At 32.9% G+C, this 12,407-nt stretch carries 10 protein-coding genes; 3 read left to right on the top strand and 7 right to left on the bottom strand.

The features are described from left to right. The first annotated feature begins 13 nt into the window (after window positions 1-13). The gene (locus GWR14_RS10535; protein WP_163408990.1) at window positions 14-2,047 is read left to right on the top strand and encodes a ComEC/Rec2 family competence protein; all 2,034 of its coding nucleotides are present in this window, start codon (window positions 14-16) and stop codon (window positions 2,045-2,047) included. A gap of 9 nt (window positions 2,048-2,056) precedes the next feature. Here GWR14_RS10535 and GWR14_RS10540 read toward each other — a convergent pair whose 3' ends face one another. The 6 genes from GWR14_RS10540 to GWR14_RS10565 all read right to left on the bottom strand — a co-directional run bounded on the left by GWR14_RS10540 (window position 2,057) and on the right by GWR14_RS10565 (window position 9,485). After that, window positions 2,057-2,509 (bottom strand): thioredoxin domain-containing protein, encoded by a 453-nt coding sequence (locus GWR14_RS10540; protein WP_163408991.1) that lies wholly within the window; start codon window positions 2,507-2,509, stop codon window positions 2,057-2,059. Between the two features lie 260 nt (window positions 2,510-2,769). Continuing rightward, window positions 2,770-3,222, bottom strand: coding sequence for a thioredoxin domain-containing protein (locus tag GWR14_RS10545; RefSeq protein ID WP_163408992.1), 453 nt, complete (start codon window positions 3,220-3,222; stop codon window positions 2,770-2,772). Between the two features lie 223 nt (window positions 3,223-3,445). Further along, window positions 3,446-3,913, bottom strand: a complete 468-nt coding sequence (locus tag GWR14_RS10550) for a thioredoxin family protein (protein ID WP_163408993.1) — start codon at window positions 3,911-3,913, stop codon at window positions 3,446-3,448. 48 nt (window positions 3,914-3,961) lie between these two features. Next, the gene (locus GWR14_RS10555) at window positions 3,962-5,767 is read right to left on the bottom strand and encodes a peptide MFS transporter (protein WP_163408994.1); all 1,806 of its coding nucleotides are present in this window, start codon (window positions 5,765-5,767) and stop codon (window positions 3,962-3,964) included. Between the two features lie 35 nt (window positions 5,768-5,802). Continuing rightward, window positions 5,803-7,305, bottom strand: coding sequence for a peptide MFS transporter (locus GWR14_RS10560; RefSeq protein WP_163408995.1), 1,503 nt, complete (start codon window positions 7,303-7,305; stop codon window positions 5,803-5,805). 8 nt (window positions 7,306-7,313) lie between these two features. Next, a complete protein-coding gene (locus GWR14_RS10565; protein ID WP_163408996.1) occupies window positions 7,314-9,485 on the bottom strand; it encodes a S9 family peptidase in 2,172 nt (723 codons plus the stop codon). A 179-nt stretch (window positions 9,486-9,664) separates the two neighbouring features. On the opposite strand from GWR14_RS10565, the gene GWR14_RS10570 reads away from it, so the two are divergent. Both GWR14_RS10570 and GWR14_RS10575 read left to right on the top strand, forming a co-directional pair. Continuing rightward, entirely contained in the window at window positions 9,665-10,963 is a 1,299-nt protein-coding gene (locus GWR14_RS10570) for a hydroxymethylglutaryl-CoA reductase, degradative (protein ID WP_163408997.1), read from the top strand. A gap of 103 nt (window positions 10,964-11,066) precedes the next feature. Then, window positions 11,067-11,981, top strand: a complete 915-nt coding sequence (locus tag GWR14_RS10575; protein WP_163408998.1) for a GYDIA family GHMP kinase — start codon at window positions 11,067-11,069, stop codon at window positions 11,979-11,981. A gap of 16 nt (window positions 11,982-11,997) precedes the next feature. Here GWR14_RS10575 and GWR14_RS10580 read toward each other — a convergent pair whose 3' ends face one another. Further along, on the bottom strand, window positions 11,998-12,399 hold the full coding sequence (locus tag GWR14_RS10580) for a hypothetical protein (RefSeq protein WP_246236316.1): 402 nt from the start codon (window positions 12,397-12,399) through the stop codon (window positions 11,998-12,000). Between the last annotated feature and the right edge of the window lie 8 nt (window positions 12,400-12,407).

Below are 12,407 nucleotides of genomic sequence, written 5' to 3' on the forward strand. Positions count from 1 at the left end.
TACTTTTATACTCATGAAAGTATTAAATTTCCCTTTAACTAAAATTACAATTTGCTTTATAATCGGCATTTTGGCAGCTTATTACATAGAGCCTGGTTTATTTTTTATAAATTCTGCTGTAGTTACTGTATTGTTACTGTTTATTGCGTTCTATTTTTTATCTCGAAATCAGAAAAAATTTGTTCTGTTTTTTAGCCTGAACACCTATTTGCTTTCCTTTTTTATTGGATGTGTAACCTTATTATTCCACACAGAATCTTTACAAAAAACAAATTACACACATTGCAAAAAAGTTTTCGAAACCCCACAGCAGATAACTTTATGCTTACGCGAAAAATTAAAAAGCAACGATTACAATGACAGATACATTGCTCAAGTTCGCCAAATTGAAAATCAAAATTACTCAGGAAGAATTATCGTAAATATCCAAAAAGACAGCATACCCAATTCACTTTTAATTGGAAATATAATCCGTTTAAAAACTACTTTACAAAATAACACTTCACCCAAAAATCCAAATCAATTTGATTATAGTAAATATTTAAAAGACAAGCAGATATATGCACAGGTTTATATCACAAAATCCGAAATCAGCATTAGCAAAACAATAAAAAAGGATATTTGGTATTATACGGCAAAATTACATTCAAGAATAGTAAACAATCTTAACAGACAGCATTTTAATCCTACCGAAATGAATGTAGCCCTGGCACTTATTTTGGGTCAAAGACAGGAAATAACATCAGATATTATTCAGGACTATCAATTTTCGGGAGCTACGCATATCCTTTCGGTTTCAGGACTTCATGTAGGTTTTATAATGCTGATTATTAATTTTATTCTAAAACCTATTGGCAACACACGAAAAGGTTCTATTATAAAATTGACAGCTATATTAGTATCGCTATTCGTTTTCGCGATAATTTCAGGCTTATCGCCATCAGTTTTGCGTTCGGTAGTAATGTTTTCATTTCTGGCAGTTGGAAATCATTTACGCAGAGGAGGTAATACCTACCATACTTTATTGGTTTCCCTGCTTTTAATATTACTTTTTGAGCCTTATTTTTTATTTGATGTTGGTTTTCAGTTAAGTTATCTTGCCCTGTTTTTTATTTTTTGGCTGCATCCTCTATTGAAAAATATATGGAATCCCAAAAATAAAATAGTACTACAGATCTGGAATGTTCTGACTGTTTCCTTTGCAGCGCAAATTGGAACCTTACCACTGTGTTTATACTATTTCCATCAATTTCCCGGATTATTTTTTGTAACGAATATCGTTATCATCCCAATTTTGTTTATCGTGATGATTACCGGAATAGCCGTGATGGTTTTGGCCATTTTTAATATTGTTCCACTATTTTTTATTCAAATTTTAGAAAAAAGTATTTATGTTTTGAATAAAGTTATCCATTTTGTTGCTTCCTTTGATTCTTTTGTAATCAAAGACATCAGCTTTAATAACTACTATCTGCTTGCATTTTATTTATGCATAACTCTTAGCATTATCTGGGTAAAAAGACCATCCTTTTTAAAACTTGCAGGAGTTTTGAGTGCTATTATCATCCTGCAAATTTCTTTTATTTTCACTAAAAAAGAAGTACAAAGTCAGAAGGAAATCATTGTTTACAACGTGAAGAAAAAAACAATTATTTCTGAAAGAAACGGAAACTCAGTTACCTTTTTTGGCTACAATCCTTTAAGGAATTCATCGCAAAACACTATTTTAAATTCATATCTGACGGCTAATTTTTGTCATTTAGAAAAAGCTTCAAAAATTCAAAATACATTATATCTTAACAACCAAAAAATCTACATCATTGACAGCACAAATATCTATCTGAAAATGATACAGCCTGATATCTTACTACTGACCCAATCTCCGAAAATTAATCTGGAACGAGTTTTGAAAAATTTACATCCAAGAATAATTATTGCTGATGCTTCCAATTCCTACTCGATTCAAAAACTTTGGAAAACGACCTGTTTAAAACAAAAAATCCCTTTTCACTCTATTAGCGAAAAAGGATTTTACAAATTAAACTAAGTAATTAAATTATTGTCTATTCAATACTGAATTGGAATCATTTATCCAGCCTTCTACTCCTCCAAAATTATAAGGCAGTTTACCCAATATATTAAAAGCTCTTTCATCATTTCTTACAAATGCCTTAGCTAGGTATACTTCAGGAAGATTTTGAACTCCAAAGGCTTTTTTTAATTTAATATTCTGATCTCTTTCTTCGGTTGATTCCTCCGTTTCAGAAAAGTCAAGTTTTAGTAAAACAACATTTTTTCGGGACCATTTTTCAAAGTCTTCAGTTTTAAAAACTTCATTTTGTAAATCTTCTGGTGCATCTGTTGCTGTAAATAAAATAAGTATTGGTTTTTTTACTTCATTACTTAGAATTATAGCATCTGTAATGTTAGTTTTCCACTCTAATCCCTGTGATTTCATTGAAATGTTAATCAGAAAGAATAACACTGGAATAAGTAATTTTCGGCTCATATAAAATTGTTTTCGATTGTATTAAAAAACTAAATTAACATAAAATAAACATCGAAAGCCCCATTTTTTAAACAAATGTCACAGACAAAATGTATTAAAATGGAATTAATTATTTATTACCAAAAATTTAAATTTAATTAAATTTTTACAGCTTTAAAATTTCAAATATTCAACTATTTCTAACTTCTTTTATACAAAAAACCCTCCTCGACAATTGCCAAAAAGGGTTATTTAAAAAATTTAAAAACTTTATTTAAGCTTTATTCACTTGGGTGTAAAATAGCTTCTGATTCCGCAATCCACGCCTTGGCTCCTCCTGATTTGTATCCAATTTTACCAAGCGCCTGAAATGTCGTTTTATTTTTTCTGATTGAAGCACTTGCAAAACAAACTTCAGGTAGATCTTCAACTCCGAATGCATTTTTAAGTTTTACATTTTGCTCTTTATCTGTATCAGACGCATTCATATCAGATAAATCTAGTTTAACCAATATAACATTATCTCTTGACCAAACAGCAAAATCCGGTGTTTTAAAAACTTCATTTTGAAGATTATTTGGAGCACTAGAAGCAGTAAAAAAGATCAGCATTGGTTTATTTTCTTCATTACTGGCGGCTATAGCAGTGTCCATACTGGTTTTCCAGACTAAATTTTGTGCTTGAAAAGTGACTGAACCTAAAAAGAAAATTAGTAGGAGTAATTTTTTTATCATAGTATAAAAGATTTGGTTAGTTAGCAAAACGAAATTAACATTATATTTTAATTCTACAAGATTTTTTAGCACTAAAAATACATAATGTGTTTTTTTAATTCCAATATTTTATCAAAATACAATATTTAACAAAACAAACCTTAAAAAGACATTGTTTATTAAACAAAAAAATCCCCTCACTTTTTATCATGAGGAGATCTTTTATTATTTATAAAAAAGATTTTTACATCTTTGGAGGCTTAATTATTCCGTTAGCTACTGCCAGCCAAGCCGTTGGGCCTCCGGCAACATAACCGGTGTTCCCAAGACCTTTAAAGTTTACTTTTCCATCCTTACTTTCTGCTGTTGCAAAGTGAACCGTTGGATATCCCTGAACTGCAAAAGCTTGCTGTAATTCAGCATTTTGATTTTTAATTTCCGGAACCTGAGCAGTTCTTCTAGGGTAATCCAATTCAACCAAAATTACATTTTCTTTTGCCCATTTTTGAAATTCAGGCGTTTTCAAAACCTCATTTTGCAAACGGATACACCAGCCACACCAGTCACTCCCTGTAAAAAACATCATTAAAGGCTTTTTTTCCTTATTACTAATCTCAATTGCTTCTCTAACATCTGTATGCCAATTTAGCTCTTGAGCCTGCAAGGCAAAAGAACCTATTGTAAAAAATGCCAGTATAAATATTTTTTTCATTTCGTTTTAATTTTCTTCAAATTTAAATAAAAATAACATCACTGGTAGTTATCTCACTCCATGCATTAATTTTTTAATAACAGGGGTCATTAAAATTGAAAACAAAGCCACCAAAATTGATATAATAGTCAGCATCCAAAAGAAATAACTTAAACCGTGCTCATTGGCAATTTTATCAATATTCTCACCAAACATACCTGCTCCTTTCATTCCGATGGCCACTGCCAGATACCAAACCCCAAACATAAAAGCAATCATACGGGCAGGAACTAATTTACTAACATACGAAAGTCCAACCGGAGAAATACAAAGCTCTCCCATTGTATGAAAAAGATAAACCAAAATCAGCCAAATCATACTTACCGACGCCGTTTTAGCACCCGGCTCGATACCATTTGCACCAAAAGCTACACAAGCCATTCCTAATGCAAGCAATCCCATTCCGATACCATATTTTAAATTCGCAGAAGGGTTGTATTTACTTTCCCACCATTTAGAAAACAATGGAGCTAACGAAATGATAAACAATGAGTTTAAAGTAGAAAACCAGGTAGCAGGAACTTCTGTTAATGCCACGGTAACTTTATCAATCTTTAAAGATTTTAATGTTTCATCTGACAATGACAGATATCCGGCTGTATAATAATCTTTAACCAGCATCCAGATTGCTATCGCCCAAATAATGACAAAACTAATACTCAAAATAATATTAGCGACAGCATATAATTTAAAAGTCTGCCTGAACAATAAAATCAAAACCCATGTAATAATAACCAAAGGTAAAATCGTAATTAATGAATTTACTACTAAAAAAATTACGCTCCAATTTCCAACCAAAACACGATCTGTATAATCACTGGCAAAAATGGTCAAACTGTTTGGAGACTGCTCAAAAATTGCCCAAAAGAAGATTGTCAGAAAAGCAAAGAAAGTTACAGCTATCAACTTTTCTTTAGTGATTTTTGAATATTGCGTAAATCTGTAAACTAATAAGACAATAAAAACAATCAGAGCAGAAAGTATCGCAATTGAATTTCCGTTATCCCCAAGGAAAGAAAAAATATTTACCTTTCCTCCCGATATTTTTGCTGCAGGATCATTTACAAGCCATAATAACGCCACAATTGAAGAGAATGCTATTGCTGCTAACTGCAACGGTGAAAAAGGATTTCTTTTATCTGTATCCAAAGCTTCAGCTTGTGCCTTGCTTTCTTTGTTTGGTTTTAAACCGATATCTCCAAAAATATTTTGAGACAGCCAAAACTGCAGCATTCCGAAGAACATAAAAATTCCTGCTAATCCAAAACCATAACTCCAACCTACTTTTTCTCCCAAATATCCACAAAGCAAAATTCCGAAAAAAGCACCTGCATTCACGCCCATATAAAACAAAGTATAGGCTCCGTCTTTCTTTTCAGGACGATCTTTGTACATTTCTGAAACAATAGAAGTCATATTTGGTTTGAAAAAACCATTTCCAAAGACCAATAATACTAATCCCAAGTAAATAGAAAATTCTGTTTCAACCGCCATAGAAGCATGACCCAACGTCATTAAAACCGCCCCTACAACAACCGCCCAGCGAAAACCAATTACTTTGTCTGCAAAATAACCGCCAAGCATGGTAGACAGATAAACCAATCCTACATAAGAACCGAAAAGCGCAGAAGCGTTTTCACGAGTCCAGCCCCAGCCGCCATCTACAAAAGAAGTGGTTAAAAATAAAATCAATAATGAACGCATTCCATAAAACGAAAAACGCTCCCACATCTCTGTAAAAAATAAAACGAATAAACCGGCAGGATGTCCTAAAACGGTACTCTTAAAAAATTGATCTGTATTGTTCTGACTCATATTAAAAATTTAAAACTAATTCTTTTAAGAACTTTTTATTTAACCTCCTGCATTAACTTACGCACCAAAGGTGAAAGTGCAACCAAAACTATACCCGCAATCAGTGCATAAATTGCCAATTGATAATAACCATCAGTAAAAGCAATCAATTTATCTGCTGCCGAAGCATTCTCATCAGGAGACGACATGCCTGCCCCTAACAAACCTGCAACATATTGCCCGTAAGCACTCGCCAAAAACCACATTCCCATCATCATTCCTGACAATCTTTTTGGAGATAATTTGGTCATAATTGACAACCCAATTGGCGACAAACACAACTCTGCCAAAGTAATAATCAGGTATGAAACCGTAAAAACATTTAAAGATGTTTTACCATCCGGACCAGCAAAGAAACGAGTAGAGTAAAAAACATAAAACGCCGCAGCTAAGAACAAAAATCCAATTCCAAATTTAATTACAGTGTTCGGCTCAATTTTTCGTTTTGCTAATCCTAACCATAACAAACCGATAATTGGACTAAAAATAATTACGAACAAAGAGTTTGAAGAGTTGTTCACCATATTAGGATCAATATTGAAAAACAACAACTTGTCCGAAAGATTGTATTTTGCAAATAAAGATAATGATCCTCCACTTTGTTCAAAGAAAGCCCAGAAAACTACTGAGAATAAAATAAAAACCAATGCTGCAATTAATTTTTTACGCGCTGCTTCACTATTTTCTTTAAATGTTTCATACAAGAAATACAACAAGGCTAATGGACCAATACTATACATAAAATAATCTGTATAGTCAGTATTTTTAATCATCAAAAAGACAAGCGGAATACTCAGTAAGGCTCCAACATACACAGCAATTTCTTTGGTTTTGCGTTTTGAAGGTTCATTTTCTAATAACGGCGAGTCTCCAATTGGACCTAATGCATTTTTAGTATACACAAAAGTGATTAATCCAATAACCATTACAGCAGCGGCAGCCAAAAAAGCATAACTCCATCCAAAATCTTCACTTTTCCCTAAATAAACACAAACAATACCTCCTAAAAAAGCTCCAGCATTAATTCCTGAATAAAACAAGCCAAAACCTGCATCACGACGAGGATCACCTTCCTTGTATAATTCACCAACCATCGAAGATATATTCGGTTTAAAAAAACCTGTACCTATAATAGTCAGTGTAATTCCGACATAAAATAAGGCTTGCGGGGAAAACGCAATGATTAAGTTTCCTAAAATCATAATTAGACCTCCGAAAAACAATGATTTTTTAAACCCTAAAATTTTGTCCGCAAAAATTCCACCTATAAAAGTGAAAGCATACACAAACGCCTGAATAGCACCGTATTTTAAATTGGCATCTTTATCAGATAAAGCTAATCCTAAAAGCTGATCTGCCATAAAAATGGTCAACACACCACGCATTCCGTAGAAACAAAAACGCTCCCACATTTCAACAAAAAACAAATACCATAACTGTTTCGGGTATTTTCCTTCGAAATTTTGAATTTCCTCTAAAGTTGGTCTAATTGCGCTCATGCTTACTATTATAAATTTTCTTTTATGAAATTAGTCATTTTATTATACAACTGAATTCTGGTTTTTCCACCATAAATACCGTGGTTTTTATCAGGATATATCTGGGAATCAAATTGTTTGTTTGCCTGGATTAGAGCCTCCATCATCTGCATGGAGTTTTGTACATGTACATTATCATCTCCCGAACCGTGAATCAAAAGGAATTTACCTTTTAATTTATTTACGTGGTTGATTGGGGAATTATTATCATATCCGTTTGCATTTTCCTGCGGTGTCTGCATATATCTTTCGGTATAAACACTATCATAAAAACGCCAGTTGGTTACCGGAGCAACAGCAATTGCCATTTTGAATACATCTGCTCCCTGAAAAATACAATTTGAAGCCATAAAACCACCATAACTCCATCCAAAAATTCCAATTCTTGAAGCATCGACATAAGGATAAGCACCAATAACTTTGGCAGCATCAATCTGATCTTCTACTTCGTATTTACCTAATTCTTTTTGTGTTACCTTTTTAAAATCAGCACCTTTGAAACCTGTTCCTCTTCCATCAACACAAGCTACAATATAACCTTGTTGTGTAAGCGAAAGAAACCAGTAATCATCTGTATTATTCCAGTCATTATTTACCTGCTGAGATCCCGGACCAGAATATTGGTACATAAAAACAGGGTATTTTTTAGAAGGATCAAAATCTTTTGGTTTTAAAATCCAGGCATTTAATTCATTTCCTTTAGCTGTTTTTAAAACGAAGAATTCCTTTTTTGGCAGATTGTAAGCTTCTAATTTAGCAGCAAGAGCTTTATTATCTTCGATTACCTGAATTTCCTTTCCGGTTTTCGCTTCATTTAAAGTATAAGTTGTAGGCTGTAAATTACTTGAAAAAGTAGTAATAAAATATTGGAAATTTGGACTGAAAGTCGCTGCACTTGTTCCAATTTTAGTAGTTAAAGCTGTTTTGTTTTTCCCGTCCAATGAAATACGGTAAACTGCTCTGTTGATAGAACCATTTTCAGTAGACTGATAGAAAATAGTTTTTGTTTTTTCGTCGAAACCGTAGTATGAAGTCACTTCCCAGTTTCCTTTTGTAACCTGATTTTTAATCTTTCCGGCTTTATCATAAACATAAATATGATTAAATCCATCTTTTTCGCTGGTCCAGATAAAACCATTATCTTTTAAGAAAGTCAAATTATCTGTAACGTCGACATAAGCCTTATCCTTTTCATTTAGTACCACTTTTGCTGCAGCTGTAGTTCCATCAATAAATAATAAATCGAGATTATCCTGATGACGGTTTAAAACCTGTGCTGACAAAGTATTATTATCATTTGTCCATTGTAGCCTTGCGACATAAAAGTCATTATACTTTGCTAAATCAACTTTTTTAGTACCATTTCCGGCTACATCAAAGATATGTAAAGATACTTCTGAGTTTTTTTCTCCTGCCTTCGGATATTTGAAAGTTTCAATCGTTGGGTATAAACTTTGTTGAAAAATCGACATTGAGAACTCCGGAACCTGGCTCTCATCAAAACGGATATAAGCTAGTTTTTTACTGTCTTTACTCCAGTCAAATGCCCGGACAAAAGCAAATTCTTCTTCATAAACCCAATCTGTAATACCGTTAATGATTGCATTTTTCTTTCCATCAGTAGTAACTGCTGTCGAATTTTTTGAAGCTATGTCATATACATAAAGGTTATTTTCTTTGGCATAAGCAATTTTAGTTCCGTCAGGAGAAAAAGTCGGTTCCTGAACCTGAAAATCAAAAAGTTTTGTTAATGATTTAGAAGCTATATCATATAAATAATAATCAGCTGTAAATGAGTGGCGAAATATCTGATTGGAATTACAGGCAATTAAAATCTTTTTTTCAGAAGCATCAAATGTGTAACTGTCAATTCCGTCTGATAGAGCTACATGATTTTTAGTATCGATTAAGTTTGATACTTTTTTTAAAGTTGCAAAGTCATATAAATCAATCTGCATGCTTCTGCTTGCCTGGTCTACATTTAAAACCGTATATTGATTTGTATTTTTTAAGGATTGCAATTCATCCATTCCTTTCGTCCGAAAAGCACCACTATAAATATTTTCAACGGTAATTTTTTGCTGTCCAAAAACAGTTGTAACCAGCAATAAAAATATCAGAGTAATTTTACCTGTATTCATTAGCATTATTTTATTTAAAAAAGAGTCCAATTTTAATGAAAAAAATAAACATAATACACATTTTAACTGTTAAATGTTAAAAAAAGTACATTTATATCCTTTTCAAATTTTAAATAGATTATAAACAAAACTCTTAAATTGGTATCTTTGCCGCAACATTATTATTTAATATACTGAGAATGAACAACGCTGTTGCCGGATTTTCTAAATTATCCAAAAATGAAAAAATCAACTGGATTGCCCAAGAATTTTTTTCTAACCCTGAAGAAGTACAAAATATAATAAGAAATTACTGGAATTCAGATGAAAAGCTTCAGCAACTGCATGATGAATTTATAGAAAATACCATAACTAATTTATACATTCCGCTTGGTGTAGCTCCCAATTTTTTAATTAACGGCAACTACAAAACCATTCCAATGGCGATTGAAGAAAGTTCTGTAGTCGCAGCAGCATCAAAATCAGCAAAATACTGGGCAACACGTGGCGGATTTAAAGCTACTGTTCTTGATACCGAAAAAATTGGTCAGGTTCATTTTACTTTCAAAGGAGATGCCGAAAAACTGATTGCCTTTTTCAACGAAATAAAACCAAAATTCTTTTCAGAAACTCAAAGCATTACCAAAAACATGCAGCAGCGTGGCGGAGGAATTCGTGATATACAATTAAAAGATAAAAGAAATTTACTGGAAAATTATTTTCAGCTTCATGCCACTTTTGAAACAAAAGACAGTATGGGAGCCAATTTTATCAATTCCTGTCTGGAGCAGTTTGCTTTCACATTAAAAGAAGAGGCCCTAAAATCTGGTTTCGAAATTCAGGTAATCATGAGCATTTTGTCAAATTATGTTCCCAACTGTATTGTAAGAGCTGAAGTTTCATGCCCGGTAGAAGATTTAACAGAAAAACACATTTCGAATCCTGAGGATTTTGCTCAGCGTTTTGTTCAGGCTGTACAAATTGCCGAAGCAGAACCTTTCAGGGCCGTTACGCATAATAAAGGAATCATGAATGGTGTTGATGCCGTAATCCTGGCAACAGGAAACGATTTCAGAGCAGTCGAAGCCGGTCTACACGCATACGCTTCAAGAAACGGACAATATTCAAGCTTATCACATGCTAAAATTGAAAACGGTATTTTTACTTTTTGGCTGGAAATTCCATTAGCATTGGGTACCGTTGGCGGATTAACTTCATTACATCCTTTAGTGAAATTATGTCTCGAAATGCTCGAAAAACCTTCAGCAGAAGAACTAATGCAAATTGTAGCTGTAGCTGGTCTGGCACAAAATTTTGCTGCTTTAAGATCCCTAACCACAACCGGAATTCAGGAAGGTCACATGAAAATGCACTTAAATAATATCATGAACCAGTTTGAAGCCAATGAAGAAGAGCGTCATTTAATTAAAACACATTTCAAAAAAACAGCTGTATCTCACAGTGCCGTAGTGGAGTTTATTGAAAATTTAAGAAAATAATCAGGAGCTATTCCCGCTGTTCACTAAATCTTTTGTGGCTCCCGGATAGCTATCGGGATCACCTCAAATGGATATCGTTGCCATCGGAGCTAAAAAACAACGAATGAAAACAACCTTTTACAGTAACGGAAAACTATTAATAACAGGAGAATATTTAGTTCTTGACGGTGCTAAAGCTTTTGCATTGCCAACAAAATTTGGACAAAACCTAATTGTAGAAACCGGTTCAAATCAGGAAATTCAATGGAAAAGCTATAATTTTGATGAAAAAATCTGGTTTGAAGATACTATTTCGTTCGATGAGATAATTAATAACCCTCCCACAGCAACTGAGACTGTAAAAACAACCTTAGTTACTATTTTACATGAAGCTTATCAATTAAACCCAGCTTTCCTAAATAATACTGAAGGTTATAAAGTTACTACAGAGCTTACATTTCCAAAAAACTGGGGCTTGGGTACATCTTCAACTTTATTAAACAACATTGCACAATGGACACAAATTGATGCTTTTACCTTACTTAAAAACAGTTTTGGAGGCAGCGGTTACGATATTGCCTGTGCGCAGAATGACACTCCTATTATTTACCGTTTAGAAAATAATTTACCAATTGTAGAGCCAATACTCTTTCATCCTGATTTTACCCAAAACATCCATTTTGTCTATCTAAACAAAAAACAAAGTAGCAAAACAGCTATAAATGCCTACTACAATAATAAGAATAATCATTTAGCTAAAAACATAATTGATAACGATAAAATAACGAATGCAATTATCAACTCTAAAACGTTAATAGAATTTGCAAGGAATTTAGAAAATCACGAAACACACCTGAGTGACATACTGGAACTGCAAACCATTAAAGAAAAAGCTTTCCCTGATTTTAATGGAGTAATAAAAAGTCTTGGTGCATGGGGTGGGGATTTCGTAATGATTGTTTCTAAAGAAAATCCAAAAGAATATTTTAGCTCAAGAGGATACGAAACTATTCTTTCTTACGATGAAATGATTTTATAAAAGTAAAAATTTGTCCTTAATTTGCTTTTTTATCTTTTGTGTGTTTCGTCTGAAGTCTGCGAACTTTTTGATTTTCCTGCTCATTAGATTCAATAAGCGTATTATGCAAACGTTCTGCCATCTTTTCTATGCTGTTTGTAATAGAATCATAAACCAATTCCATTCTGCGGTGTTTTTCTTCTTTTACTGCTTTCAAAACATCTTCCACAAAAACCTTATCGTATTTTTCAGCAACAGAATCACGTGTATTGGTCAGTCTGATAACGTAATCGTTACTTAGTATGGTAACTTTAAAATGTTGTTCTTCGTTACTTAAGTAGTATTTACCTCCTAATTCATCAACATTTATGTCAGTACTGCTAACTTTTAAAAGTTCTGTAATTATTCCATAAATATGATTTTCAATTTTGGAATACACTTTAGCTT

Source organism: Flavobacterium ajazii (assembly GCF_010614725.1).
GTDB classification, from domain to species: domain Bacteria; phylum Bacteroidota; class Bacteroidia; order Flavobacteriales; family Flavobacteriaceae; genus Flavobacterium; species Flavobacterium ajazii.

Excerpts from the sequence above, each read along its gene's own strand:
- GWR14_RS10535 (WP_163408990.1), top strand. The coding sequence starts at position 14 with ATGAAAGTATTAAATTTCCCTTTAACTAAAATTACAATTTGCTTTATA.
- GWR14_RS10540 (WP_163408991.1), bottom strand. The coding sequence starts at position 2,509 with ATGAGCCGAAAATTACTTATTCCAGTGTTATTCTTTCTGATTAACATT.
- GWR14_RS10545 (WP_163408992.1), bottom strand. The coding sequence starts at position 3,222 with ATGATAAAAAAATTACTCCTACTAATTTTCTTTTTAGGTTCAGTCACT.
- GWR14_RS10550 (WP_163408993.1), bottom strand. The coding sequence starts at position 3,913 with ATGAAAAAAATATTTATACTGGCATTTTTTACAATAGGTTCTTTTGCC.
- GWR14_RS10555 (WP_163408994.1), bottom strand. The coding sequence starts at position 5,767 with ATGAGTCAGAACAATACAGATCAATTTTTTAAGAGTACCGTTTTAGGA.
- GWR14_RS10560 (WP_163408995.1), bottom strand. The coding sequence starts at position 7,305 with ATGAGCGCAATTAGACCAACTTTAGAGGAAATTCAAAATTTCGAAGGA.
- GWR14_RS10565 (WP_163408996.1), bottom strand. The coding sequence starts at position 9,485 with ATGAATACAGGTAAAATTACTCTGATATTTTTATTGCTGGTTACAACT.
- GWR14_RS10570 (WP_163408997.1), top strand. The coding sequence starts at position 9,665 with ATGAACAACGCTGTTGCCGGATTTTCTAAATTATCCAAAAATGAAAAA.
- GWR14_RS10575 (WP_163408998.1), top strand. The coding sequence starts at position 11,067 with ATGAAAACAACCTTTTACAGTAACGGAAAACTATTAATAACAGGAGAA.